Here is a 25,845-nt window from a genome sequence, read left to right on the forward strand (position 1 = left end):
CGTGAACGTCTCACCTCGGCCGGCCCACAGCCATGCGCCGCCCCTCCTCCGCAGATCGCGGTTGTGTGTCATAATCCGGGCGTCATGCGCGCCGACCTTTCCTTACGGATCGCGCGGTCGGTCGTGTTCTCGGTCGTCTGCGTGCTCCTCGCCGTGGGCGCGCACCGTTTCGCCGGGGGCGCCGGCCCCACTCCGCGTGTCCTCCTGGTGGGCGGGCTGACCGTCCTGGCGGGCGCGACGGCGCTGGCCGGCCGGGAGCGGTCTCCCGTGGTGGTCATGGGGCTGCTCGGCGCCGCTCAGCTCTTCCTGCACCGGCTGCTCGGCCCGGTCGGTCCTCCATCGGGGTACGGCTCCCTGACGGAGAGCGCCCACGTCCACCATCGGGGTCCGGGCGTCCAGGTCACGCTCGCCCAGGCCCACGGACACGGCCTGGGCGTCCAGACCATGATGCTGGTCGCCCACCTCACGGCGGCGCTGATCACCGGCTGGTGGCTGGCGCGCGGCGAGGCGGCGGTCTGGTCGATCCTGCGCCGGATCGGCGCGAGCGCGCTGCGCCGTCTCGCGCCGATGTTCGCCCTGCTCGGCACCCCGGTGCAGGCGCCCGTCCGGCCGTCGCCCCGGCGGCGGCGCTCCGCCCGTCCGCGGCGGTGGCTCACCCTGCGGCACGCGATCGTCCGGCGCGGGCCTCCGGTTCTCCTCGTTTTCTGATCCCCCGCGCGCGGGTTTCGCGCGTCCCTGACCGGGACGCCGTCCGCGCCGTGTCCCTGCCTGCCCGTTCACCGGCAGGAGCGGTCCCGGCGCGCCGCCGCGCGCGTGATTCCGGCATTCGAAAATGACAACTGGAGAACCCCCATGGCACTTTCCGCCATCACCCGCCGCGCCGCGGCCGTCACGGCCGGCGCCCTCGCGCTGACCATCGGCTTGGCCCTGCCCGCGCTCGCGCACGTGACGATCAACCCCGGCACCGCGGAGCAGGGCGGCTGGACGAAGATCGCGTTCCGTGTCCCCAACGAGCGCGACAAGGACTCGACCACCAAGGTCGAGGTGACCTTCCCCACCGACCATCCGCTGCCGTTCGTCTCGGTCCGGCCGGTCCCGGGCTGGGACGTGAAGCTCACGCGGGGCAAGCTGCCCGCGCCGGTCGTCGACGACGCCGGCGACAAGATCACCGAGGCCGTGCTCAAGATCACCTGGTCCGGAGGCAAGATCGATCCGGGGCAGTTCCAGGAGTTCGAGGCGTCGGTCGGGCCGCTGCCGAAGAGCGTCGGCTCCCTGCAGTTCCCCACGGTCCAGACGTACTCGAACGGCGAGGTCGTGAACTGGTCCGACGCCCCCAAGAGCGACGGGTCGGAGGCCGAGCACCCGGTGCCCACCCTCAAGCTCGTCCCCGCCGGTGAGGGTGACGCGGCCGGTGGTCACGCCGACGCGTCCGCCTCGCCCTCGGCCGCCCCGGCCGCTCCCGCCGTGGCGGTGGCGAACGAGGCGGAGAACGGCTCCGACGGCACCGCCCGCCTCCTGGCCGGGATCGGCATCGCCGTCGGCGTCGTCGGCGCGGGCATCGGAATCGGAGGAATGCGCCGCTCTCGCGGCTGATGCTCCCCTTTGTGGTGGTTCCGGTCCGGACGCCGTCGTGGCGGATGCTTCGGACCGGTTCCGCCTGGGAACTCCCAAGGTATCGGGGGTTCATCTGCTTCGGGGGGACTCATGGCTGTAACGATGGACATGGCCAAGCTGCTCGACCGCGACTACGAGGGGATGAGCCTCGACGAGCTCGTCAAGGCCCCGGTACAGGCGCTCGCGGGGGTCAGCGAGGGCGACGCGGAGTTGCTCAGAAAGGCCTTCAACATCAAGACCGTCGGCGACCTGGGCCGCAACAAGTTCTTCCGGGCCGCCACCGCTCTGGTGGACCTGTCCGAGAGTAAGAAGTAGCCGCGGCGGCACCGCTCGTTGTAAATATTCTCCACGCACTTGTACGTTGTTGGAGGGTATCTACGCTGCTGGGGGCGGTAGTGAGGGCGCTGTTCGTCGGGATCGACGGCGGGGGCACCAGCACGCGCTGCGTCGTCGCCGACGAGACGGGGGAGATCGTCGCGAGGGGACGGGCGGGTGGCGCCAACGCCGTCTCCGTCCCCGATCCCTCGGTCAACCTGCTGGCCGCGCTCCGCGCGGCGCTCGACGGAGTCGACCCCGCGCGCGTCGCGGGCGGGGTCTTCGGGCTGGCCGGGGTGGCCTCCGCGACCGAACCGGCCGGGCGGGCCTGGCGGGCGGCGGGGCTGATGGGCAGGCCCGTCGTCGTCCCCGACATGCTCGTCGCCTTCACGGGCACCACCGCGGCGCCCGACGGCGCGGTCCTGGTGGCCGGCACGGGGGCCGTCGGGGCGCGGATCCGTGATCGGCGCGTCGTGCGGCGGGCCGACGGGCTCGGCTGGCTGCTCGGCGACGAGGGTTCCGGGGTCTGGCTCGGCAGGCAGGGCCTCACCGCGGCGCTGACCGCGCTCGACGGGCGGTCCGATCCGACGGCCCTCGTCGCCCTGATCGCCGCCGCCGTCGTGCCGGACGCCATGCCGAGCCCTGTGCCGAGCTCTGGGCCGGACGCCATGTCGACCCCTGGGCCGGACTCCGCGGGGGCGGGCGGACCGGAGAACCTGGCGGCGGCCCTGACGGCCGCCGTGTACCGCCGGGTGGCCGCGGACGGCCCGGCCTGGCTCGGCACCCTCGCCCCCGTCGTGGACGCCGCGGCCCGCGCGGGCGATCCGGTGGCCGCCGCCATCGTCGGCGACGCGGCGGGCCGGCTCTCCCGTACGGCCGGAGCCGTGACCGGCGCGGACGGGCGCGGAGGACCCCTGGTGCTGGCCGGTTCGCTGCTGACGGAGCCGACCGAACTGGCCCGTCTCGTCCAGGCCCATCTCGTCCGGTCCCGTCCCGTGGGGGCCGGGCTCAGCGGTGGGCGGGGCGACGACACGGCCTGGGTCTCCGCTCGCGACGGCGCGGCGGGCGCCGTGGCCCTCGCCGTCCGCGCGGCGCTGCCCCCGGGTGATCCGCGCGCCGAACGCGCGCACCGCAGACTCGCCGGGGAGGCCGGGTGAGCGGCGCCGAGCTCGACCGCATGGCCATGACGGTGCTTCAGCCCGGCTTCGACGGCACCGCGCCGCCGGACTGGCTCAGACACGCGCTGGCCGGCGGGCTGGGCGGCGTGGTGCTGTTCGCCCGCAACGTCACCGGGCCCGAGGGGACGGCCGCGCTGGTGGCCGGGCTGCGCGCGGAGAAGCCGGACGTGGTCGTCGCCGTCGACGAGGAGGGCGGCGTGGTCACCCGGATGGAGGCCGCGACCGGCAGCTCGTGGCCCGGCAACCTCGCCCTCGGCGTCGCGGACGACGAGTCGCTGACCAGGGGGGTCGCCCGGCGGATCGGCAGGCTGGTCGCCGCCGCCGGGATCACCCTCGACTACGCCCCCGTGGTCGACGTCAACGCCGACCCCCGCAACCCGGTCATCGGCGTCCGGTCCTTCGGCTCCGACCCGGGGCTCGTCGCCCGGCACTCCGCGGCCTGGATCGAGGGCCTGCAGAGCGCCGGGGTGGCCGCGTGCGCCAAGCACTTCCCCGGCCACGGCGACACCGTCACCGACTCCCACCTCGCGCTGCCCACGGTGTCCGCGCCCCGCGAGTTGCTGGAACGGCGAGACCTCCCGCCGTTCCGGGCGGCGGTCGCCGCCGGGGTCCGCGCCGTGATGTGCGGTCACCTGCTGGTGCCCCACCTCGACGACGTGCCCGCCACGCTCAGCCGGGCCGTGGTGACCGGACTGCTGCGCGAGGAGCTGGGCTTCGACGGCCTCGTGGTGACCGACGCGATCGAGATGAGGGCGGTCGCGGCCCTCGCGCCGGCGGGCGAGATCGCCGTGCGGGCCCTCGCCGCGGGGGTCGACGCGGTCTGCGTCGGCAGGTCGTCCGAGCGGGGAGAGAGCGTCTACGCGCTGCGCGACGCGATCGCGGGGGCCGTCCGCGCCGGCGTCCTGCCCGAGGAACGGCTGGCGGAGGCCGCCGGACGGGTCCGGAGCCTCGCCACCTGGTACGCCGATCACGCCGCCGCCCGCGCGGAGGCGCTCGCCGAGCCGGGCGAGGCGCCGCACGAGGGACTCGGCCAGGTCGCGGCGGGCGCGGCGCTGCGGGCCACGGGATCGGCCGTTCCCCCGGTGATCCGCGCCGCGCCCTTCGTCGTCGAGCTGGTGGCCGGGCAGACCCAGGCGGTGGGCCGGGCGAGGCGGCTCGGACTCGCCGGAGCGCTCGCGGAGATCGTCCCCGGCACGACCGGGATCGAGATCCACGCCGAGGACGAGCTGGCGGGGCCGCCCGGACAGCCCGGACAGCCCGGCCTGCACCGGCTGCCCGGCCTGGCCGACCCATCGCGGCCGGTGGTGATCGCCGTACAGGACGCCGTGCGGCACGACTGGATGCGGCGGCTGCTCGCCGAGGCCCTGGCGGCCCGGCCCGACGCGGTCGTGGTGGAGACCGGGATCCCCGGGCCGCCGGCCGGCCGGGTCTATCTCGCCACGCATGGCGGTTCGACGGCGTCCGCCCGGGCCGCCGCGCGCTGGCTGACCGGCCGGGACGGCGGCTGAACCGTCCCCGGCCCGCGCCCGATCCCCGAGCCCGGCCGTCCCCCACCGCCCCTCACCGCCCCTCACCGTCCGTGCCCCGTCCCCCGTCCCCTCCCCGACCCTCTGACAGGAGCCCCATGAGCCAGCCGTCCGCGCCGTCCGGCCGCCCTTCCACGGAGACCCTGGTCGCCACCGTCCGCGCCGTGCTCCCCTCGCTCACCCCGGCCGGGCGCACGATCGCCCGGCTGATCCTCGACGATCCGGCGACCGCGGCCCGCCACACCATCACCGAGCTCAGCGCGGCCTCCGGGACGAGCCAGGCGACCATCGTCCGCACCGCGCGGGCCCTCGGCTTCTCCGGATACTCCGAGCTCCGCCTCGCCCTGGCGGCCGCCGCGGCGGGGGAGCGGCGGGACCGGCTGGTGCCGGGCGACCTCGGTCCCGAAGATCCGCTGGCCGAGGTGATCGCGAAGGTGGCGAGGGCCGAGACCGACGCGCTGGCCGACACCGCGGCGCAGCTCGACCCCGACCGCCTCGGCGCGGTCGTCGGCGCCCTGGCCGCGGCCCGCAGGGTCGGTGTGTACGGCGTGGGCGCGTCGGGGCTGGTGGCCGCCGACATGGCCCAGAAGCTGCTGCGCATCGGTGTGGCGGCGCACGCCTTCACCGACGTGCATCTGGCGCTGACCGGGGCGGCCCTGGCGGGGCCGGGAGACGTGGCGGTGGGGATCAGCTGCTCCGGCGAGACGCCGGACGTGGTGGAGCCCGTGGCCACGGCCGCGAGGGCGGGCGCGGTCACCGTCGCGGTCACCAACCACCCGCGGTCGACGCTCGCCGCGACGGCCGCCCACGTGCTGATCTCGGCCGGCCGGGAGACGGACTTCCGCCCGGGCGCGCTCGCGAGCCGCATCAGCCAGCTGATGATCGTCGACTGCGTGTTCGTCGCCCTGGCGCACCGGACGTTCGACGCCTCGGAGGGCGCCCTTACCGCCACAAAGGACGCCCTTGACCGCTATCTGACCGGCGTCCGGAGAGGCTCGGGATCGATGTCTTCGCAGCTAGACGGCCTGGGTAAAAATTAACTCCATAGCTGCCTGCCAACGCGGAAAAAATTGACGGACTCGCTCCACGACCCGTAGTGTCCAGGCAATATCGGGAACGAGGAGCGGTGCATGAAGCGACTCGCAGCGATAGCGGCTCTGGCGTCGATCGCCACCGCGACCGCATGCGGCGGGGCCGGAACGTCGGACTCTGCGGGAGGGGGCGTCTACACCACGATCGACGGCAGCAAGCAGATCAACGCGAGCGCGCCGATCAACCCGTTCAACCCCGTGGGCTCTGTCTTCTCGGGCTACAACGGGATGGCGCTGGCCTGGCCGAAGAACGACCCGATCGATCCGAACCAGTTCTATCCGGCGCTGGCGAGCTCGTGGACCGTCGCGCCGGACCGGTCGGCGGTCGTCATCCACCTGCAGCCCGGCGCGCGGTGGTCCGACGGGGAGCCGGTCACCAGCGACGACGTGCGGGTGTCGATCGGTCTCGCCTACACGCAGGGCGGCACGGCGTTCGCGCTCGACCCCAAGGCGGCCGGCGCGGCCGCGGACGTCCAGGTCGTCGACGCCAAGACCATCAAGGTCACCCAGGGAGCCAACCGGAGCGCGACGTTCCTCAGCAACCTGCTGCAGACGGTCGTCGTGCCTGCCCACGTCTACGGGCGCCTGCTGCCCGCCGACTTCTGGCGGACCCTGAAGACCGCCCAGACGGGGACCGGGGCCGCCGCCGACCAGGCCAAGTCGCGGATCACCGGGCTGGCCGAGAAGGTCATCGCCTTCGCGCCCGCGCACGACGTGTCGGCCGGGCCGTTCGTGCTGGAGCGGGTCAACCCCGGGGCCGCGCTGCTGCGCCGCAACCCGTACTTCTTCAACGGCAGGGCGATCGCGCCCGACAAGGTGAAGCTCCTCAACTACACGGGCAACGAGCAGATCTGGAACTACCTGATCTCGGGCCAGCTCGACAACGCGCCGTTCACCTCGGTGCCCACCGCGGTGATGGACCGCATCGAGCACGCGAGCGGCAACCACGTGGTCAAGGGATACTCGCCGGTGTCCACCGCGATGGCCTTCGACCAGGCGCGCAAGCCCTACGACAACGTGCACGTGCGCCGGGCCCTCGCCTATCTCATCGACCGGAGCCAGGTCACCAGGATCGCCTCCCCCGAGGGCGGCACCCCCGCCGCCACGATCTCCGGAATCCACGCGAAGGCGGCCCGGGCCTGGCTCGGCTCCTCCTTCGACGCCCTGGAGCCGTACAAGGTCGACCCGGCGAAGGCCGCGGCCGAGCTCAGAGCCGCGGGCATGACGTGGCGCGGCGGCAGGTGGGCCATGCCTGACGGCAGCCCGTGGAAGGTGCGGATCAGCGTGCCGGCGTCGTTCTCCGACTGGGTCGCCGCGGCCAAGTCGATCAGCAGCCAGCTCGTCGACCACGGCATCGACGCCTCGGTGGTCACCGCCGCCGACTACACGCTCTATCTGAGCGAGCTCGCGGCCGGCAAGTACGACATCGGGTTCTGGCTGGTCGGCCTGGGGCCCTCGCCGTACAACATCTTCCAGCGGCTGTTCGGCCAGGCCAACGGCTGGCAGATGTTCGGCGGCCGGTTGACCCACGTGCCCCCGGGGAAGGACGGCAACTGGATGGGCGGCCCGCAGTACGTCGACGCCGGTCCGGACGGCAGGGTCGACCCCGGCGCGCTCACGGCCAAGCTCAACTTCGTGTCACCCCAGGAGCAGAAGCGCATCGTCGGCGTGCTCGCCGGCATCGCCAACCGGCAGGTTCCGGTCATCCAGCTCTGGGACTACGTCAACACCCAGTTCGTGAACACCTCCCGGTACACCGCGTTCCCGCCCGACGACGACCAGTCGCTGCGGCTGTCGTCCGGCGTGTGGATGCAACTCGGGATGATCAAGAAGAGGCAGTCATGACGCAGACGACCCGGGGGCGTCCCCGGATTGGCGCGATCGCCCGGAAGGTCGCCGGCCACGTGGTCCGCGGCCTGGTGATGATCTGGGTGGTCGCCACGATCAGCTTCTTCATCATCCGGGAGATCCCCGGAAACCCCGTGCTCGGGCAGTACGAGAGCCTCATCCAGAAGGGCATGTCGCCCGACCAGGCCGAGCGCGCCACGGCCGTGCTCTACGGCTTCCTGCCGACCGGCAGCCTGTGGCAGCAGTACCTCGGATACATGGGCTCGCTCCTCCACCTCGACCTCGGCCGTTCGCTCAGCACCCCCGGCGTCGAGGTGACCACCCTGATCGGCTCGGCGGCCCGCTGGACGGTGCTGCCCGTGCTGGCCGGCACGCTGCTGAGCTTCCTTCTCGGCGTCACGATGGGCGTGTACGCGGCGATCAAGCGGTCGGGGAAGCTCGGCGACATGCTCGCGCTGTCGGGCTCGCTGCTGCACGGCGTGCCGGTGTACGTCATCGGGCTCCTGCTCACCGCGATCTTCGCCACGCTGTGGCCGATCCTGCCCTCCGGCGGCCCGGTCGACGTGGAGTTCACGCCGGGGCTCAACCCGGGCTACGTCGGATCGCTGCTCCAGCACGCCGTGCTGCCGGTCGTGACCTACACCCTGGCCAGCTACGGCGGGTGGATCCTCGCGATGAAGTCCAACGTGGTGGCCGTGCTCGGCGACGACTTCATCCTCGCCGCGGAGCTGCGCGGAATGACCCGCGGCATCGTGTTCCGCTATCTCGCGCGCAACGCGATCCTGCCGCTGTTCACCATCCTCGCCCTGTCGATCGGCATGCTGTTCGGCGGCTCGATCTTCATCGAGGAGATCTTCAACTATCCGGGCCTGGGGCTGCTGCTGGTCAACAGCATCAGCAGCCGCGACTACGCGCTGATGGGCGGCACCTTCCTGGTGATCACGATCGGCATCGTCGTCGCGAACATCGTGGCCGACCTGCTCTACACGGTGATCGACCCGCGGGTCAGGAGCGGAGGCGCCGCATGACGGTGATCATCAACCCGGAGGGCGTCGCCGATCCGAAGGCGTCCCCGGCCGGGACACGGGCGACCCTCCGGCGCAACTTCTGGCGCGGAGTGTGGCGCGTGCTGCGCCGCAAGCCGAGCCGGATGGCCGGCGTCGCCATCATCGCGGTGTTCGTCCTCATGGGGATCGTGGGGCCGCTGCTCTACCCGGCGAACCTGCCCAGGGACGACAACGCGCTCTACGCGCCACCGAGCCTGGCCCACCCGCTCGGCACCGACTTCGAGGGCACCGACGTGCTCGCGCTGATCGTCACCGGCGCCAGGTACGTCCTGCTGACCGGCTTCGCCACCGCGGTCATCACGGTCACGGTGGGGACGGCGATCGGGCTGTTCGCCGGGTTCCGCCGCGGCCGGTGGGACACCCTGCTCATGCGGATCACCGACGTCAACCTCGCCATTCCCGGGCTGCCGCTGCTGCTGGTGCTCTCGACGGTCTGGAAGTTCACCGGGCCCCTGCAGATGGGCCTGGTGCTCGGCCTGCTCGGCTGGGGCGGCATCGCCCGCGCCGTCCGCTCGCAGACACTCTCACTGCGCGAGCGGGGCTTCATCGAGGCGGCCCGCGGGCTCGGCCTGCCCACCACCCACATCATCGGCCGCGAACTGCTGCCGGGCATGGCGCCCTACATCGCCATGAACATGCTGATCGCCGTCACCGGGGCCGTCTACGCCCAGGTGGGGCTGTTCTTCCTCGGCGTCCTGCCGTTCGAGTCCAACAACTGGGGTGTGATGCTGAACCTCGCGGTCTTCAACGGAGGCGCGCTCACCACTCCGGCGGCGCTGCCCTACCTGCTCGCGCCGCTGATGGCCATCCTGCTGCTCACGCTCGGCATCGTTCTGATCGTCGACGCCATGGACGAGATCTTCAATCCCCGGCTGCGGGAGGAGTAGCCCGACATGACCTCCACCACCCACGCCCCCGGGGTACGCATTCGCGACCTGACCGTCGTCTACCGGACGCCGGCCGGGGAACTGCCCGCCGTCCGCGGCGTCGACCTCGAACTCGTGCCCGGCACGATCACCGGCGTCGTCGGGGAGTCCGGCTCGGGCAAGTCGACGCTCGCGCTGTCGCTGCTCAACGCCGTTCAGCCGCCGGGCCGGATCGCCGCCGGCGCCGTGGAGATCGACGGGCTCGGCGACGTGCTGACGCTTGGCGGCGAAGACCTGCGGCGCACGCGCGGACGCCAGGTCGGCTACGTCTTCCAGGCCGCGCAGAACTCGCTGAACCCCCTGAAGACGATCGGCAAGCAGCTCCTCGACCTGGGCCGCTCCCACGACGTGGCCGACCCCCGCGCCCTGGTCCGCGACGCCAAGGTGCTGCTCGCCCGGATGGGCCTGGACGGCGGCCGGGTGCTGGACTCCTACCAGCACGAGCTGTCGGGCGGCATGCGGCAGCGGGTCGGGATCATGCTCGCGCTCGTCCTCAACGCCAAGGTCGTCGTCCTCGACGAGCCCACCACCGCGCTCGACATGATCACCCAGGCGACCATCCTGCGGATCATCCGCGAGGTGCACGAGGAGCGCGAGCTCACCACACTCGTCATCACCCACGACGTCGGCGCGATCGCCGAGGTGGCCGACGGCCTCGCCGTCATGTACGGCGGCCGGATCGTCGAGCACGGCCCGGTCCGCAAGGTCCTCGCCACGCCGCGCCATCCGTACACGCAGGGCCTGATCCGCGCCATTCCGCGCCTGTCGGGGGACATCTCGCTGGCCCGGGCGCTGCCCGGCCGGCCGCCCACGCTCGGCACGCTGCCGGCCCAGGGCTGCGTCTTCAGGGAGCGCTGCGAGCGGCGCCTGGCGGTCTGCGACACCGACGACCCCGTGGTGATCACCCGCAACGGCCGGTCGGTCGCCTGCCACGCGGTCGAACGGGCCGCCGCCGTGGCCATGCGGAAGGAGTACGCGTGATCACCGGAACCGGCGTCACGAAGACCTACCGCCAGCGGGGGAGCATCCTGGGGGCCCGGCAGGTGCCGGCCCTGCGCGGGGTCGACTTCGCCGTCCCCAGAGGCGGCGCGGTCTCGTTCATCGGGGAGTCGGGCTGCGGCAAGACCACCCTCGGCCGCATCATCGCCGGGCTGGAGACCTACGACGACGGCGACATCGTCATCGACGGCACCTCCATGTCGGGGCTCGGCCACCGCGCGCGGCAGCCGTTCTTCCGCCGCGTCCAGCTCATCCATCAGGACCCCTACTCGGCGCTCAACCCGACCAGGACCATCCACCAGACGCTGTCGGCGCCGCTGGCGCTGCGGGCCAGGCAGACCGGCCGGAGCCGCTCGTGGACCGACGAGCGGGCCGAGGAGCTGCTGTCCCTCGTGGGCATCGATCCCGGTTACGTGCTGCCGCGTTACCCCCACCAGCTGTCGGGCGGCATGCGGCAGCGCGTCGTGATCGCCCGTGCGCTGACGATGGATCCCGACGTGCTCGTCGCCGACGAGGCCGTCTCCATGATCGACGTGTCCCTGCGGCTGGGAATCCTGTCCCTGCTGAAGGACCTGCGGGTGCGGCTCGGGGTGGGGGTGCTGTTCATCACCCACGACATCGCGACGGCCCGCTACATCGGCGACGACAGCGAGCTCTACGTGATCTACCGGGGTCAGGTGGTCGAACGCGGGCCCACCGAGACGATCATCGCGGAGCCCGTGCACCCGTACACGCAGTCGCTGCTGTCGGCGATCCCGGTGCTGCACGGCCTGGAACGGCCGGGCGAGGAGCAGGTGGTGCCCACCGAGGCGCTCGACGAGGGCCGGGCCGACGAGGGCTGCCTGTTCGCCCGCAGGTGCCCGTTCGTCACCGAGCGCTGCGAGCACGAGATGCCGGTGCTGGGCCGCGGCGGCGGCGAGGTGCAGCGGCACGCCTGCTTCCATCCGCAGCCGCGCAGCGTGATCCCGGTGGGTGCGGGCCAGTGACCCGGCCGGCCGTACGGGTCGCCCCGCTGCCGACCGGCTCGGCCGGGCGGGTGGCGGAACTCGCCACGGCCGCGTTGTGGGCGGACTCGGGCGACGCCGCGCTGGTCGTGCGGAGGCTGTCCACGCCGCCGGAGGGGCGCCGGTGGGTGGCCCTGGGCACGCCCGGCCTGGACGGCGTCGTGTTCGCGTCGCTCGGCACGGGCGGAGCCGGCCACGTCGACCTGCTGGCGGTCGACCCGGCGGCCCGCGACCGCGGGATCGGCCGGGCCCTGGTGCTGGCGGCGCAGGACTGGCTGCGCGCCGCGGGCGCGACCGAGGCCCGTTTCGCCGGGAACCCGCCCTGCTACGGCTGGCCCGGAATCGACGTCCGCTACACGCCCGCCGCCTGCCTCGCCGAGAGCCTGGGCTACGAGCGCTACTCCGTGGCCTGGAACATGACGGCCGACCTGGTCTCCGGCTGGAACCCGGCGTCGTGGGACGAGGAGGGCGAGCTGGCGCGCCTGGCGGCGGCCGGCGTGTCCGTCCGATCGATCCCGCGGACGGAGCGGGCGGAGGTGAGCGCGTTCGCCCGCAGGGAATGGAACGAGCGCTGGGCCTGGGAGGCCGAGCAGGCGACCGGCTGCCACCAGGCCGTACGGGACGGGGAGCCCCTGGGGTTCGCCGCCTGGGGCTCGCGGCCGAACTGGTTCGGCCCGATGGGCACCGCACCGGCCGCGCGGGGCCTGGGCGTGGGCCGGACGCTGCTGCGCCGCTGCCTGGCCGAGCAGGCCGCCGCCGGGCTCCGGCAGGTCGAGATCGGCTGGGTGGGCCCGCTGCGCTTCTACTCGCGCGCGGTCGCCGCGCGGGCCGGGCGCGTCTTCTGGCTCTACCGCCGCCGTCTGGACTGAACCCGGAGCCGCCGACGCCGAGCCCGCGAACCGTGAATCCGCGCACCACTCAACGATTCACTCCACGATGAGGAACCATGACGCAACCACTCGCCGCTCTGGCCACCGAACAGAGCGATCCCCGTTACAGCCGGATCGACACGCTCTCCACCGAGGAGATCGCGCGGCTCATGAACGAGGCCGACGCGACCGTGCCCGCGGCCGTGGGCAGGGCGATCCCGGCGATCTCCGCCGCCGTCGACGGCGTCGCCGAGCGCATGGCCAGGGGCGGGCGGCTCCTCTACGTGGGCGCCGGCACGTCCGGGCGGCTGGCCGTGCTCGACGCCTCCGAGTGCCCCCCGACCTACGGCACCGACCCCGAACTCGTCCAGGGCATCATCGCCGGCGGCGAGACCGCGCTGGTCCGGTCGGTCGAGGGCGCCGAGGACGACGCCGAGGCGGGCGCCGCCGTGATCCGAGAGAAGGAGACGGGCCCGCTCGACTCGGTCGTGGGCGTCTCCGCGAGCGGCCGGGCGCCGTACGTCGTCGCCGCCGTGACGGAGGCCCGCCGGCGCGGCGCGCTGACCGTCGGTCTCGCCTGCAACACGGGCACCCCACTGGCGGCGGCGGCCGAGCTGGCCGTCGAGGTGATCGTGGGGCCGGAGGTGGTGACCGGCTCGACCCGGCTCAAGGCGGGGACGGCCCAGAAGCTGGTGCTCAACATGATCTCCACGATCACCATGATCAAGAGTGGCCGGACGTACGGGAACCACATGGTCGACGTGGTGGCGAGCAACTCCAAGCTCGTCGACCGGGCGGCCCGCATCGTCGCCGACATCACCGGCGCGCCGCTGCCCCGTGCCCGCGAGGTGCTGGAGGAGGCGGGCCGCGACGTGAAGACCGCCGTCGTCATGATCGAGCGTGGCCTGGCGCCGGACGACGCCCGCGCGCTCCTCGCCGCCCACGGCGACCGCCTGGCCGGAGCGCTCCGGGACGACCGGGGATGATGTCCGGGATGCCGTCGGGGATGCTGGAGGACGTGCTGCGGGCGGCGGTGCCCGGGGTGGCGTCCGCCGCCGTCGCCGTGATCGCCCTCGACGGCCGGGTGGCGGCCCGCGCCGCGGTGGGCGAGGCGGTGCGGTACGGCGGCCCCGGCGAGGACACGTTGCTGCCCCGGCGGCCGCAGGTCGCGTTCGACTCGGTCTTCGACCTCGCGTCGATCACCAAGGTGTTCACGACCGCCGTCCTGCTGGCCCTGACCGAGGACGGCCGCATCGACCTGGACGCCCCGGTCGCGGTCTGGCTGCCCGGCCGGTTCGGCGACCGGCCGGAGATCACCGTACGGCACCTGCTGACGCACACCTCCGGCCTGCCCGCGAGCAACCGGGTGGGCGGCGAACCGGAGGAGGACCGGTGGCGGCTGGTGCTGTCCACGCCCGCCGCGTTCCCGCTCGGCACGCACGTGTACTCCGACGTCGGGATGATCACGGCCGGACGGGTCGCGGAACTGGCCGGCGGCGCCCCCCTCGACGTGCTGCTGCGGGAGCGGATCACGGCGCCGCTCGGCCTGGCCGACACCCGGTACCGCCCTCTCACGGCCGCGGGCCAGCCCGTTCCGCTGTCGCGGATCGTCGCGACCGAGTTCAAGCCCGAGCGGCCCGGTCCTGGATGCGTACGGGGTGAGGTGCACGACGAGACCTGCCACGCGCTCGGCGGCGTCACGGGTCACGCCGGGATCTTCTCCACGGCCGCCGACCTGCTCCGCTTCGGGGAGATGCTGCGGGCCGGAGGCGAGGGCGTGCTCGCGCCGTCGTCGGTCGCCGAGATGCTGCGCGACCAGGGCGTGACGGGCGCCGCCTACCGTCAGGGGCTCGGTGTCCGGATCGGCGACCCGGCCATCGTGGGGCCGCTCGGCGACGCCTTCGGCCACTCGGGCTTCACCGGGACGTCGCTCGTCGTCGATCCCGGGCTCGGGCTGACCGCGGTGCTGCTGACCAACAACGTCCATCCGTCGCGCGGCCGGCCCGGCATCCGCGCTCTCCGCTCGGCCGTGGCCGCCGAGGCGCTCGCCCACGCCGCCCGCTCCCCGGCGCCCTGATCCCGCCCCGCCGCTGCTAACGTTCCCGCCGGGTACGGCACCAGGAGTCGCGCGGCGGAGGAGGAGATGCCATGTCCGTGATCGTGGCCTTCAGCGTCACACCGATCGGCGTGGGTGAGGACGTCGGGGAGATCGTGGCGGAGGCCGTCCGGGTGGTCCGCGCGTCGGGCCTGCCCAACCGGACGGACGCGATGTTCACCACCATCGAGGGCGGCACGTGGGACGAGGTGCTCGCCGTGGTGCGGGACGCGGTCGCCGCGGTCGAGGCGCGTGCGCCCCGCGTCAGCGTGGTCATCAAGGGCGACGCGCGGGCCGGGGAGGGCCGCCTGGAGACGAAGGTCGCCACGGTGGAGCGCCACCTCGCCGGCGGCCCCTCGTGATCACTGTCGAGGACGTGCGCCGGATCGCCATGGCCCTGCCCAGGACCGAGGAGAAGCTGGTCAGGGACAGGGTGACGTTCCGGGTGGGCCGGATCGTCTACATCGCGGTCGCGCCTGACGAGAAGTCGATGGGCTTCGCGTTCCCGAAGGAGGAACGGGCCGCGCTCGTCGCGGCGGAGCCGGACACGTTCTTCATGCCCCGCCCGTCCGACGAGCGCTACAACTGGGTCCGGGTGTGGCTGGGCGCGATCGGCGCGGCCGAACTGCGGGAGATCGTGGTCGAGGCGTGGCGGATGGCCGTCCCGAAGCGGGTGGCCGCCGCCCACCTCGGCGCCACGGGCGGCGAGGTGGGCGGCCCGGATACGGCGTGACGTCCTCCTTGGAGGCGCCCGTCAGGGGAACCGCACCTCCTGGCCTGAGGCGAGGGCCTCGCGGGAGAGCCGGTCGGCGGCGCGGGTCGTCTCCGGCAGCCGGTGCCGGGGAGTGAGGGCCAGCACGTTGCCGCAGGCGGTGCCCAGGTCGACCCGGTGACCGGAGGAGACGAAGACCGGCTTGACGCCGTCCCGCGTCCGCAGTACCCGCCCGACCACCTCGCCGTCGAGGACGAGGTCGCTCGACGACCCCCTGGACGGCCCCGGCTCCGCGAAGGCCCCGACGAACGCCGTCTTTCCCACGCCTATCGTTGGCAGATCGGTGAGGACGCCCAGATGACAGGCGAGGCCGAACCGGCGCGGGTGGGCCACACCGTATCCGTCGCAGACGATCAGCTCTGGCGTCGTCCGCAGCCGTTCCAGAGCCTCGACGAGGCTCGGCAGTTCGCGGAAGGCGAGCAGCCCCGGCACATAGGCGAACGCCGGCCGTCCCGGCACGGCCACCTGCTCGATCACCTGGAGGGTGGCGCCGTCGAGCACGACCACCGCCGCGGCGAGACGATCGCCCGCGTAGGCGACGTCGACTCCGGCGATGGTGGACGGATGGCGCGGGCCGGGGCCGTCCAGGTCGAGGCGGGCGCGCAGCGTCTCCTGGGCCGCCTCGGCCTCCTCGACGTCGGACGGCCACGTGAGGGGAGCGGACAGCTTCACACTCGCGACCATAAGCCCCGCTCCGGGTCAGCGTTTCACGGCGGGGCGGGCGGCCGGCGAACGGCTGGACAGCAGGCTGGTGACGATCGACGCGGCCAGGCAGCCGGCGATCACCGTCAGCGACAGCCAGATCGGGACCTTGTACACGTCCGTGAGCAGCATCTTCGCCCCGACGAGCACCAGGATCGCGGCCAGGCCGTACCGGAGGTGGACGAACCGGTGCATGGCGCCGGCCAGCAGGAAGTACATGGCGCGCAGGCCCAGGATGGCGAACGCGTTGGAGGTGAAGACCAGGAAGACGTCGGTGGTCACGGCGAAGATCGCCGGAATGGAGTCGACCGCGAAGACGATGTCGGTGGTCTCGACGGCCAGGAGCACCGCCAGCAGGGGAGTGGCGGTCAGCCGGCCGTTCTCCCTGATGAAGAATCGCGTGCCGTGGAAGCGGCCGGCGATCGGGATCACCCGGCGCATCCCCCGCAGCAGCGGGTTGCGGTCGGGGTGGACCTCGACGGCGGAGTGCCGGGCCATCTTGACGCCGGTGTAGAGGAGGAACGCCCCGAAGATGTAGAGCACCCAGTGGAAGTTCTGGATCAGCACGGCGCCTGCCCCGATGAACACGGCGCGGAAGACCAGGGCGCCGAGCACGCCGTAGAACAGCACCCGGTGCTGGAGCTCCCGGGGCACGGCGAAGAAGCCGAACAGCAGGGCGAACACGAAGACGTTGTCGACCGCGAGGGACTTCTCGATCAGATAACCGGCCAGGTACTGCCCGCCGGCGTCGGGGCCCAGCGTCCACCAGACCACGCCGCCGAAACCGAGCCCGAGGGTGACCCACACTCCCGACCACATCAGCGCCTCGCGGAAGCCGACGACATGCGCCCGGCGATGGGCGAACAGGTCGATCGCGAGCATGAGCAGGATGACCGCGAGGACCGCGGCCCAAGCCCACAGCGGGACATTCGACATCGTCAACCTCCGTTCCCGCGCATGGGCGGGTCTGGGCGGGTCGACGGTCTCCCCGGGCCGGCACGGCGGGCGGCCTCTCCGCGCCGGGCCGCCGTCGGAGACGGCCGTGATGACGACGCTGGAGCGTGGCGGGTACTCCCCCTCGAACTACTCCCCAGTATTCACGAAATGAGCGCTGATTTCACGAACCCCAGCCCGGCCGCCTCCGTTGGGCGGCGGTGGCCAGGGCGGCCCCGGCCGACAGCGCGGCGGCGAAGCCGATCATGGCCGGCAGCGGTCCGGCGTACTCGGCGGCGACGCTGAACAGGATGACCGGCAGGCCCATGCCCACATAGGAGACCACGAAGAACACGGCCAGCACACCGGCCCGGGACGCCGGCGCGGCCACCCGCCCGGCCTCGCCGACACCTGCCTTGAACAGCAGGCCGGCGGCGGCCCCGGCGATCGCCGACGCGACGAGATAGAGCCACAGCATCGGGTGACCCAGCGAGACGGCGACCAGGGCCAGGCCCACGGGAAGCAGCACGACGCCCGTGACCGGTGGGCGCCGGGCGGTGACGCGGCCCGCCCCGAGCTGGGCGACGGCCGAGGCCAGGAACGTCACGAAGCCCGGCAGGGCGCCCGCGAACGGAGACGAGATGCCCAGCCGATCGTGGATCATGACGGCGCCCAGCGAGGAGAACAGCCCGAACGTCGCGAAGGCCGCGGCCCCCAGGCCGCCCGCGGCGGCGAAGCCCCACCCGCCCTCGGGCCGCAGGGCGAAGCGGGCCGGCCGCTCCCGGGCCGGCGCGCGCGTCCCGACCGTCTCGGGGCCGCCCGCGACCAGCGCGAGCAGGACCGCCAGCGCGACGGCGAAGGCGCCCTGTACGGAGACGAGGGGTCGAGGAGCCCACTGGGCGACGACCCCGGCGACGAGCGGGCCGAGGGCCAGCCCGCCGAGGTTCGCGACGGTCGCCACCAGGGCCGGTACGGCGGAGCCACGCCGGTCCGGGTACGCGAGGGCGTGCAGGTCCGTGATGTACGTGGTCGCGGTGGACGCCATCAGTCCGAGGGCCAGGCCGGTCATCAGGCGTCCGATCAGCAGGCCGGGCAGCGCCGGCCACAGGAGCAGGACCAGTGCGGACGCGATGGCGACCAGCAGCGCCGGGATGATCACACGGCGCCGCCCGTACCGGTCGGACAGGTGGCCGAGGACCAGGAAACTCACCGCGGCGCCCACCACGAGGAGGGCGAAGGCGATGGTCACGGTGGTCGGCCCGAAGCCGTCCCGCGCCTCGTACAGGGGCCACAACGGGGTGGGCGCGGTGCCGAACCCCATCTGCGCCGCGAACGCGGCGGCCGTGAACCAGAAGGCGGCGCGTGGGGAGAGACCGCGGGGGAAGAGGCGATGCTGGGAGAGGCCGCGTAGGGAGAGGCGGCCCCCGCGCTCGCGGGACCTCCGCTCTCCGGCACGTGAGGACGTGACGACGGGCATGCCCCCAGACTGGCCGCGGACAGGCGATCACGTCCAACGACCGTTGATGCTCGGAACTATCAGGAAATGTGATGATGGTGCGATGGAACTGCGTCACCTGGAGTACTTCCTCGCCGTCGCCGAGGAACTCAACTTCACCCGGGCGTCCCGGAGGCTGCACGTCGTGCAGTCCGGCGTGTCGGCGGCCATCCGGACGCTCGAACGCGACCTCGGAGTGACGCTGTTCGAGCGCACGTCGCAGCGGGTGGCGCTGTCGGAGGCCGGGGCGGCGCTGCTGCCCGAGGCCCGTGCCGTGCTCGACGCGGCCCGGACGGCGCGCGAGACCGTGCAGGCCGTCGGCGCGGGAGTGCGGGGCACCGTCGACATCGGCACGATGACCGCGGTGCCCGGCCTCGACGTCCCGGCGCTACTGGGGCGGTTCCACCGGGAGCATCCCGGCATCACCGTGCGGCTGCGGATCGCCAGGAGCGGCTCGGCGGGGCTGGCGCAGGCGCTGGCCGAGGGCGAGCTCGACGTGGCCTTCCTGTCGCTGCCCGGCCGGCCGCCGGGGCTCGTGCTGCGCGACCTCGCGTCGGTCCCGCTCAGGCTCGTGGTGCCGGCCTGTCATCCGCTGGCGGGAGAGCGGAGCGTTCCGCTGGCCCGGCTGGCCGACGAGGAGTTCATCGACTTCCCGCCCGGCTACGGCAATCGCGCCGTGGTCGACCGGGCGTTCGCGGCCGCGGCGGTGGAGCGGCGGGTCACCTTGGAGGTCGCGGACATGGTCACCGCCTCGGCCTTCGTCCGGCACGGCCTCGGCGTGGCCTTCCTGCCGGAGTTCGTCGCCTCCGCCGAGCCGGACCTGTGCCTGCTGCCGGTGGCGGACGCCTCCCTGTGCTGGTCGATGTCGGTGGCCGTGCCCGCGGCCCGGCGGCAGAGCGCGGCCGTACGGGCGCTCCTCGACCTGGTCGACGACGAGATGGGGCGTCCCTGCGGCGAGAAACGGGCGTGAACCTGACGGGGCGGTTGCGCAACCGGCAAAGGGAGCGTGACCCTGTATAGGCGATCTATACCGCGAAATCGATCCGGGGAGACGGGTGTGGGAATCGACGTCGAGAAGGCGCGGGCCGACACGGCCGGTTGTGAGCAGGTCGTCCACTTCAACAACGCAGGTGCGTCGCTGCCGCCACGGCCGGTGATGGACGCCGTGGTCCGCTACCTGCGGATGGAGGAACGGCTCGGCGGCTACGAGGTGGAGGCCGCCGAGTGGGGCCGCCTGGAGCACGCCTACGAGGCGCTGGCCCGTCTCGTGGGCGCGGGCCCGGACGAGATCGCCGTCGTGGAGAACGCGACGCGTGCCTGGGACATGGCCTTCTACTCGCTCCGCTGGAAGGAGGGCGACCGCGTCCTCACGACGGCCGCCGAGTACGCCAGCAACGTCATCCCGTTCCTGCAGATCGCCCGCCGCCACGGAGTACGGGTCGACGTCGTGCCCGCCGACGCGAGCGGGGCGCCGTCGGTCGAGGCGCTGGAGTCGATGATCGACGACCGGGTCAAGCTGATCGCCCTCACCCACGTGCCGACCCAGGGCGGGCTGGTGAGCCCGGCCGCCGAGATCGGACGGGTGGCCAGGCGGGCCGGTATCACGTATCTGCTCGACGCCTGCCAGTCGGTGGGCCAGTTACGGGTGGACGTGCGGGAGATCGGCTGCGACCTGCTCTCCGCGACCGGCCGTAAGTTCCTGCGCGGGCCGCGCGGCACCGGCTTCCTGTACTGCTCCCGCCGGATCCTCGACTCCCTGGAGCCCCCGTTCCTCGACCTGCACGCCGCGCCGTGGACCTCGGCCGGCTCGTACACGGTCAGGGACGACGCGCGGCGGTTCGAATCCTGGGAGGGCTACCGGGCCGGGAAGATCGGGCTCGCGGTGGCGGCCGACTACGCCTGCGACCTGGGCCTCGACGCGATCGAGGAGCGGATCACCGGCCTCGGCGAGGGACTCCGGGAGCGGCTGCGGGCGGTGCCCGGGGTGAGCGTGCACGATCAGGGGACCCGCCGGTGCGGCATCGTCACGTTCACGGTGGCCGGGCACGACAGCGCCGACGTGGTCGCCCTGCTGCGCGAGCGGGGGATCAACGTGTCGGTGTCGCGGCCCGGCTCCGCGCGGTGGGACTTCGAGGCCCGCGGGCTGCCGCCCATGGTGCGGGCCTCCGTCCACTACTACAACACCGAGGACGAGCTGGACCGGCTCTGCGCCGCCCTGCCCGCCTGACCTCCGGCCCGGGGCCGCGGAAAGCAGGTCGGAACGGGCCGGAACAGGCTGGGGCGGGCCCGTGGCCTGCCGGCTCCGGGCCCGCCGCGTGGCAGGCGGCCGTCAGGTCGTCTGCCGCTGGAAGCCGGCGGCCCGGCCGCCCCGCTCCATCATCCCGAACCGCATGGTGGCCAGCCCGAGAACCAAGATGATCGCGCCGACGACCACGTTACTGATGATCGTGGACATGGTCGCCATGCCGCCCCGGATGACCCAGGGGGCGACGATGGTCCATATCCCGATCACGGGCAGGACCCAGGACAGGCCGTACATGCGGCCGAACGCCGAGCTGAACCCCAGAGCCAGCAGCGCGACCACCAGTCCGGTGATCAGGTTGTTGACGGTCAGCGGGGTCATCCGATGGAAGCCCACGATCCAGGGCGACAGAGCGAGGTAGAGGCCGCTCAGGAGCGCGAGCCCGTCGGCGAGTTGCGCGACGGGATTCGCCGCCGCCGCCTCGTAGCGAGCACGCATCTGCATGATGTCGGGATGTGTCCCAATGTCGGTGCTGTGGTGGGTCATCCGGCACACCACCCTTCTGAATCCGGTGTTTCTAGCGTACGCCCGATACGTCCTATTTTCCCGGTTTAGATGGTTTTAACGTGCTCTGCGGGGATCTGTGGAGTTCTGGGGGAGCGTCCGGGTTTAGCCCCTCGACCTGCGGAAAGAGGGGGTGGGTCGGCTCGACGAGGAGAGGAGTGTCAGTCATGGGAGCGGAGGACAAGATCCGCAACAAGACCGAAGAGGTCACCGGCAAGGCCAAGGAGGGCCTCGGCAAGGTCACGGACGACGAGAGCCTTGAGGCCGAAGGGCGGGCTGACCAGACGAAGAGCCACGCCAAGCAGGCCGGTGAGAAAGTGAAGGACGCCGCGGGGAAGGTCAAGGACGCCTTCAAGAGCTGAGCGGGCGCGGCGGCGAGCGCCGTCGCGGCCCGTGATCACGCTGATCGGACGCCCGCTGTGACGTCACCGTCAAGGGCGCCGGCGTGATGGAGGGCGAGAACGCAGGGGGCGGACGGCTTCCCGTCTCGCCCTCTTCGTGTGCCCGCGGCCGGTCAGGCCGCCTGGGGCACGGTGATCGGGAAGGATGCCGTCATGAACGCCTGGACGAGCCGCACGAGCAGGGCCTCCAGGACCATCAGGGCCGCCTTGGCGAGGAGCGCGGCAAGGAAATCAGACACAGTTGGACCTCTGTGAGGAATCGGGTGTACGGGTATAGTCGCCGCTAAACCTCCCAAAACGGCATAGCTAAGGTTACCGTTCGGTGAACACTCGATGTACGCCGGGTGGTCCCGGCGAGGGTCGCGAACCGCATCCCCGCGTGTGTCCCCGGCGGGCGTCCACGCCCGTGGCCTGCGAGCGTGTTCCCGGATTCCCGTTCGGTCCGTGGCACGAAGCCGGCCGGGTGACGGTCGTTCCCGTCGTCCCCGGCCGGTCCCTCGCTGAATACCCCTGGCGATCACGTCGCGCCGGCGGTCCTGGCCCGTGACGTGGTCCTGGACGTGCGCGACGGAGTGGCCCTCGTCGTGCGGGTGGCGCGCTTCGCGGTCGCCCGTTGTGCCCGCGGCGCGGGCTCCTTCTCGGCCGTCTCCGCGGTCATCGCGCGTCCCGGGCGCTCGGCCTTGCCCGGCGCCTGTCCCCGCAGCGGCGACCAGCGCTGGCTCTGCGACCGGGCGCGCTGAGCGATCATGGTGCCCGCCCCGATGGCCGCGGCCACCGGCCACTCGATCAGCCCGAGAGCGGCGAGCGCGCCCAGCCCGCCGTAATACATGATCCGCTCCGGCGGCGGCAGGAACGTGCGCGCGATGTCGACGGCGTTGCCGACGTCGCGGCGGTGCACCCGCGGCATGTGCATGTGCGGCATGTGCATCTCCGGCGGGCGTACCTGGATCTTCAGGAACGGCAGGTTCAACGCGAGCATCGCCGCCTTCTCCTGCCCCATTCCGGACGGTTTGGCCGTGGAGGGCGTCGTGGTGCGTGTGCGCGAGGTCCGCGCGGGGGCCCGCGGCGTCGCCGCCCGGCGCTCCTCGGTCGTCTGGGTCATGGTCATGGTTCCTCCCCGGTATGCGTGCCGCCTGGGACGGGCCGCAGCCGGACGACCCGTGAGGCCCACTGCCAAATGACCTTTCTATCCTCCAACGTGTCTGGTGGGGTTTCTGGTGCTGATAGCGGTTATTTGCCGAGTTTTGCCGGTCGGGGGCCGGGTCAGCGGCCGACGATCCGGGTCAGGGCGGCGAGTGCCGCGCCCCGCGCGCCGGCCATGTCGAGATGCTCGACCAGGGCGACGCTCGCGGCCCGCCGCTGCTCTTCGCGCAGCAGGGTGTGCTCGCGGACCTTCTCCAGGAACCACTCACGGAAGTGCGGGGCCGCCTCCACCACCCCGCCGCCGAGGAAGTACGCGTCCGGATCGGTGAAATTGGCGGCGATCGTGAACAGCCGCCCGATGGCCATGGCCTGCTGCTCGAAGATCCGCAGGGCCAGTGGATCGCCCTTCTCTCCGTACCCGCGCAGCAGTTTCGCGGCCTTGCCCACCGGCTCGATCTCGGCCAGCTCGTGGCCCGGGAAACGGGTGAGCCAGTACGGCAGCAGGTTCCGCTCGATCCCGGTCAGCGAGGCCACGCTCTCCGCGTCGCCGGCGAATCCGCAGTTGCAGCCCGGCGGCGGCTGGTCGGCCTCCAGCAGGCCGTGCAGCGGGATGTGGACGTGGCCCAGCTCCCCGGCCATGCCGGCCGCGCCCTTCACCACGTGCCCGGCCTCGACCACGCCTCCGCCGAGACCGGTGCCGACGATCGCGGAGACCGAGGAGCGCTGCCAGGAGTCGGGCCCGAAATGGGCGTGATGCGCGTAGAGGGCGGCGGCGTTGCCGTCGTTGTTGTAGATCACGGGCAGGCCGGTGCGCGCCTCCAGGGCCCCGCGGAAGTCGAATCCGTACCAGCCGGGGTCGACGAAGTTGGTCGCGCCCTTGGACGAGATGACGCCGTCGGCGCTGGCCGGCCCCGGGGTGTCGAGTCCCACGGCCCGCACCTTCGGCCGCGGGACACCCGTCAGTTCCAGCACGTTGTCGAGGGCCAGCAGCAGCTGCCCGACGGCGACCTCGGGGCCCTCCCGCACCAGGCTCGGGGTCTCGACCATCCGGTCCACCAGGAACCGGCCGGAGGCGTCGAGGACGGTCGCGTTGTTGCTCGTGCCGCCGTTGTCGAGACCGACGACGACCCAGGACCCTGCGTCTGCCATGGGGTGTCCTTCTGTGCGCGCTTGTCAGAGCGAGACTACGAGAGTTTCCGGGCCCCGGCACCGCCTCGCGGCACCCGGTCTCCGCCACCCCGCCCTCCGCCCCCCGGCGGGGGAACCGCAGGTGAAAGGTTCAGCTCCGCGAGTGCCCGCCGTGCGCGCCGGGCGGGCCGGCGGCGGCACCGTGAGCTGCGTGGGCGCCGCGGCGCCCGCCCCCGGCGGAGGGCCGGGCCGCGGCGGCGGCGAGGGGTCGCCGTTGACCGGGGGCGGGGCCCGGCGAACCATCTGCGTCCGGGACGGCTCTCAGGCGCGTCCGGCGCGAGCAGGGCAGGGCCGCCCGCCGATCGACATGCCGGCGTGCCCACACGGGCCGGCCCCGGCGGGCTGTTCCGTGAGCGGGCCGGCCCGGCACGAGCAGACGCGCAGGAAGCGAGGGGACGTCATGAACGGTCCGTATCTTTCTCCCGAACCCGGCCCGCGCGGGTCGCGGCCCGGGGCGCGCGCCCGCCGCACCGGGCCGCCCCGTGGCCGCCCGGCCGGTCCGGCCTGGTCGCGGCCGGTCCTGGCGGTCCTGGCCGCGCTCGCGGCCGTCGCCGCCGTCCTGGCTCCCGGGACCGCCTCCGCCGCGAACCCGATCTGCCGGGTCGACTACACGCCCAACCAGTGGCAGGGCGGGTTCACCGCCCAGATGCGGCTCACCAACCTGGGCGCCGCCGTCAACGGCTGGACGCTGACCTGGGCGGCCGGCACCGGACAGCAGATCACCAACGCCTGGAACGCCCAGGTCACGCAGTCGGGCACCACCGTGACGGCGGTCAACGTCGCCTGGAACGGCGCTCTGGCCACGGGCGGCACGGCCGACTTCGGCTTCCAGGGCACCGGGACCCTGACGCCGCCGACCGGCTTCACCCTCAACGGCGTCTCGTGCGGCGACGGCCCCACGGTGTCTCCCACGGTGTCTCCCACGGTGTCTCCCACGCCCTCCCCGACGCCGTCGATCAGCCCGTCGCCGAGCTGGTCGGCCTCCCCGTCGCCCAGCCCCACCCCCAGCCCCACGCCGTCGCCCACACCGAGCCCGACCCAGGGCGGCGGCTGCTCCGGCGCGGTGGTGTGCTCCGGCTTCGAGGACCAGGCGGGCCCCAGCCCCTCCGGGGAGTGGCAGGTCACCGCGCCCAACTGCCAGGGCACCGGCACCGCCGTCATCGACGGGTCCATCGCGCACAGCGGCGCGAAGTCGCTGCGGGTGAACGGCGGCGGCGGCTACTGCAACCACATCTTCGCGGCCACCACGCGGGACATCTCGTCGGTGTCGCCGGTGGTGTACGGACGGATGTGGGTGCGCCACACGACCGCGCTCCCCGTGAACCACGTCGCCATGATCACGATGGCCGACTCCAGGGACGGCGGCAAGGACCTGCGCATCGGCGGGCAGAACAGTGCCCTGCAGTGGAACCGGGAGTCCGACGACGCCACCCTCCCCGAGCAGAGCCCCAACGGCGTCGCGCAGAGCGCGCCGCTGCCGACCGGCCGATGGGTCTGCCTGCGCTTCCAGATCGACACCACCCAGCAGGCCATGCGCACCTACCTGGACAACAACGAGATCACCGGCCTCCGGGTCGACGGCGTCCCGACGCAGGACGTGGACTCCCAGTGGCTGCGCCGCGGCACCGCACCCCGGCCGACCACCCTGCGGCTGGGCTGGGAGAGCTACGCCGGTGACCAGGACACGCTCTGGTACGACGACGTGGCGGTGGGCTCCGCGCCCATCGGCTGCTGACCCCGGCGTCCCCGGGGGCGCGCGGACCCGGCCCACGCCGGGCCGCGCGCCCCTTCCGGGCCGGAGGAGGGGAGTCCCCTGGAGTTAGCGCTCCCACGAACGGGTAGTGATTTGAGCATGTGAGGGCCGTGGTGTCCG

Annotated in this window: 27 protein-coding genes; 20 read left to right on the plus strand and 7 right to left on the minus strand. The window is 73.0% G+C overall.

Annotation, left to right across the window (positions count from 1 at the left end; translation table 11 throughout):
* Window positions 1-84 precede the first annotated feature (84 nt).
* The 16 genes from JOL79_RS08165 to JOL79_RS08240 all read left to right on the plus strand — a co-directional run bounded on the left by JOL79_RS08165 (window position 85) and on the right by JOL79_RS08240 (window position 15,265).
* The gene (locus tag JOL79_RS08165) at window positions 85-708 is read left to right on the plus strand and encodes an MFS transporter (protein ID WP_210155062.1); all 624 of its coding nucleotides are present in this window, start codon (window positions 85-87) and stop codon (window positions 706-708) included.
* Between the two features lie 144 nt (window positions 709-852).
* Window positions 853-1,593, plus strand: a complete 741-nt coding sequence (locus JOL79_RS08170; protein WP_210155063.1) for a YcnI family copper-binding membrane protein — start codon at window positions 853-855, stop codon at window positions 1,591-1,593.
* Window positions 1,594-1,704: 111 nt separating this feature from the next.
* On the plus strand, window positions 1,705-1,929 hold the full coding sequence (locus JOL79_RS08175; RefSeq protein ID WP_210155064.1) for a hypothetical protein: 225 nt from the start codon (window positions 1,705-1,707) through the stop codon (window positions 1,927-1,929).
* A gap of 80 nt (window positions 1,930-2,009) precedes the next feature.
* Entirely contained in the window at window positions 2,010-3,086 is a 1,077-nt protein-coding gene (locus JOL79_RS08180) for an N-acetylglucosamine kinase (protein WP_307848401.1), read from the plus strand.
* Window positions 3,083-4,615 (plus strand): glycoside hydrolase family 3 protein, encoded by a 1,533-nt coding sequence (locus JOL79_RS08185; protein WP_307848402.1) that lies wholly within the window; start codon window positions 3,083-3,085, stop codon window positions 4,613-4,615. The genes JOL79_RS08180 and JOL79_RS08185 overlap by 4 nt, the downstream gene beginning before the upstream one ends.
* Window positions 4,616-4,731: 116 nt before the next feature.
* Window positions 4,732-5,673, plus strand: a complete 942-nt coding sequence (locus tag JOL79_RS08190) for a MurR/RpiR family transcriptional regulator (RefSeq protein ID WP_210155065.1) — start codon at window positions 4,732-4,734, stop codon at window positions 5,671-5,673.
* 90 nt (window positions 5,674-5,763) lie between these two features.
* A complete protein-coding gene (locus JOL79_RS08195; RefSeq protein ID WP_210155066.1) occupies window positions 5,764-7,569 on the plus strand; it encodes an ABC transporter substrate-binding protein in 1,806 nt (601 codons plus the stop codon).
* A complete protein-coding gene (locus tag JOL79_RS08200; protein WP_210155067.1) occupies window positions 7,566-8,600 on the plus strand; it encodes an ABC transporter permease in 1,035 nt (344 codons plus the stop codon). Before JOL79_RS08195 ends, JOL79_RS08200 begins: the two co-directional genes overlap by 4 nt.
* Window positions 8,597-9,526, plus strand: a complete 930-nt coding sequence (locus JOL79_RS08205; RefSeq protein ID WP_210155068.1) for an ABC transporter permease — start codon at window positions 8,597-8,599, stop codon at window positions 9,524-9,526. The genes JOL79_RS08200 and JOL79_RS08205 overlap by 4 nt, the downstream gene beginning before the upstream one ends.
* A 6-nt stretch (window positions 9,527-9,532) precedes the next feature.
* Window positions 9,533-10,546, plus strand: a complete 1,014-nt coding sequence (locus JOL79_RS08210) for an ABC transporter ATP-binding protein (protein ID WP_210155069.1) — start codon at window positions 9,533-9,535, stop codon at window positions 10,544-10,546.
* On the plus strand, window positions 10,543-11,550 hold the full coding sequence (locus JOL79_RS08215; protein ID WP_210155070.1) for an ABC transporter ATP-binding protein: 1,008 nt from the start codon (window positions 10,543-10,545) through the stop codon (window positions 11,548-11,550). Before JOL79_RS08210 ends, JOL79_RS08215 begins: the two co-directional genes overlap by 4 nt.
* Window positions 11,547-12,437 (plus strand): GNAT family N-acetyltransferase, encoded by an 891-nt coding sequence (locus JOL79_RS08220; protein ID WP_307848403.1) that lies wholly within the window; start codon window positions 11,547-11,549, stop codon window positions 12,435-12,437. The genes JOL79_RS08215 and JOL79_RS08220 overlap by 4 nt, the downstream gene beginning before the upstream one ends.
* Window positions 12,438-12,514: 77 nt before the next feature.
* Window positions 12,515-13,423 carry an N-acetylmuramic acid 6-phosphate etherase gene (gene murQ / locus JOL79_RS08225; protein WP_210155071.1) on the plus strand — a complete coding sequence of 303 codons (909 nt, stop codon included), beginning with the start codon at window positions 12,515-12,517 and terminating at the stop codon, window positions 13,421-13,423.
* An 8-nt stretch (window positions 13,424-13,431) separates the two neighbouring features.
* Entirely contained in the window at window positions 13,432-14,514 is a 1,083-nt protein-coding gene (locus JOL79_RS08230; RefSeq protein ID WP_230984412.1) for a serine hydrolase domain-containing protein, read from the plus strand.
* 71 nt (window positions 14,515-14,585) lie between these two features.
* Window positions 14,586-14,894 (plus strand): MTH1187 family thiamine-binding protein, encoded by a 309-nt coding sequence (locus JOL79_RS08235; RefSeq protein WP_230984413.1) that lies wholly within the window; start codon window positions 14,586-14,588, stop codon window positions 14,892-14,894.
* Window positions 14,891-15,265 (plus strand): MmcQ/YjbR family DNA-binding protein, encoded by a 375-nt coding sequence (locus tag JOL79_RS08240; protein ID WP_210155072.1) that lies wholly within the window; start codon window positions 14,891-14,893, stop codon window positions 15,263-15,265. The genes JOL79_RS08235 and JOL79_RS08240 overlap by 4 nt, the downstream gene beginning before the upstream one ends.
* A gap of 21 nt (window positions 15,266-15,286) precedes the next feature.
* Here the strand turns inward: JOL79_RS08240 and JOL79_RS08245 are convergent, their stop codons facing one another.
* The 3 genes from JOL79_RS08245 to JOL79_RS08255 all read right to left on the minus strand — a co-directional run bounded on the left by JOL79_RS08245 (window position 15,287) and on the right by JOL79_RS08255 (window position 18,416).
* Complete coding sequence (locus JOL79_RS08245; RefSeq protein WP_210155073.1) at window positions 15,287-15,988, minus strand: endonuclease V; 702 nt, start codon at window positions 15,986-15,988, stop codon at window positions 15,287-15,289.
* A gap of 15 nt (window positions 15,989-16,003) precedes the next feature.
* Complete coding sequence (locus JOL79_RS08250; protein WP_210155074.1) at window positions 16,004-16,942, minus strand: TerC family protein; 939 nt, start codon at window positions 16,940-16,942, stop codon at window positions 16,004-16,006.
* A gap of 181 nt (window positions 16,943-17,123) precedes the next feature.
* Window positions 17,124-18,416, minus strand: a complete 1,293-nt coding sequence (locus JOL79_RS08255; RefSeq protein WP_210155075.1) for an MFS transporter — start codon at window positions 18,414-18,416, stop codon at window positions 17,124-17,126.
* 82 nt (window positions 18,417-18,498) lie between these two features.
* On the opposite strand from JOL79_RS08255, the gene JOL79_RS08260 reads away from it, so the two are divergent.
* Window positions 18,499-19,404 (plus strand): LysR family transcriptional regulator, encoded by a 906-nt coding sequence (locus JOL79_RS08260; protein WP_210155076.1) that lies wholly within the window; start codon window positions 18,499-18,501, stop codon window positions 19,402-19,404.
* 87 nt (window positions 19,405-19,491) lie between these two features.
* Window positions 19,492-20,661 (plus strand): aminotransferase class V-fold PLP-dependent enzyme, encoded by a 1,170-nt coding sequence (locus tag JOL79_RS08265; protein ID WP_210155077.1) that lies wholly within the window; start codon window positions 19,492-19,494, stop codon window positions 20,659-20,661.
* A gap of 102 nt (window positions 20,662-20,763) precedes the next feature.
* On the opposite strand, the gene JOL79_RS08270 is transcribed toward JOL79_RS08265, so the two are convergent.
* Entirely contained in the window at window positions 20,764-21,180 is a 417-nt protein-coding gene (locus tag JOL79_RS08270) for an SPW repeat protein (protein WP_230984414.1), read from the minus strand.
* A gap of 227 nt (window positions 21,181-21,407) precedes the next feature.
* Here JOL79_RS08270 and JOL79_RS08275 point away from each other — a divergent pair, with 227 nt between their 5' ends.
* On the plus strand, window positions 21,408-21,602 hold the full coding sequence (locus JOL79_RS08275) for a CsbD family protein (protein WP_210155079.1): 195 nt from the start codon (window positions 21,408-21,410) through the stop codon (window positions 21,600-21,602).
* Window positions 21,603-21,754: 152 nt separating this feature from the next.
* On the opposite strand, the gene JOL79_RS34935 is transcribed toward JOL79_RS08275, so the two are convergent.
* The 3 genes from JOL79_RS34935 to JOL79_RS08285 all read right to left on the minus strand — a co-directional run bounded on the left by JOL79_RS34935 (window position 21,755) and on the right by JOL79_RS08285 (window position 23,933).
* Complete coding sequence (locus JOL79_RS34935; protein ID WP_269143750.1) at window positions 21,755-21,880, minus strand: hypothetical protein; 126 nt, start codon at window positions 21,878-21,880, stop codon at window positions 21,755-21,757.
* A 278-nt stretch (window positions 21,881-22,158) separates the two neighbouring features.
* On the minus strand, window positions 22,159-22,749 hold the full coding sequence (locus JOL79_RS08280) for a hypothetical protein (protein ID WP_210155080.1): 591 nt from the start codon (window positions 22,747-22,749) through the stop codon (window positions 22,159-22,161).
* A gap of 155 nt (window positions 22,750-22,904) precedes the next feature.
* Window positions 22,905-23,933 carry an ROK family protein gene (locus JOL79_RS08285; RefSeq protein WP_210155081.1) on the minus strand — a complete coding sequence of 343 codons (1,029 nt, stop codon included), beginning with the start codon at window positions 23,931-23,933 and terminating at the stop codon, window positions 22,905-22,907.
* Between the two features lie 439 nt (window positions 23,934-24,372).
* Between JOL79_RS08285 and JOL79_RS08290 the strand changes: the two genes are divergently transcribed.
* Entirely contained in the window at window positions 24,373-25,707 is a 1,335-nt protein-coding gene (locus JOL79_RS08290; RefSeq protein WP_210155082.1) for a cellulose-binding domain-containing protein, read from the plus strand.
* Window positions 25,708-25,845 lie beyond the last annotated feature (138 nt).

Source organism: Microbispora oryzae (genome assembly GCF_017896165.1).
In the GTDB taxonomy this organism is placed as follows: Bacteria; Actinomycetota; Actinomycetes; order Streptosporangiales; family Streptosporangiaceae; genus Microbispora; species Microbispora oryzae.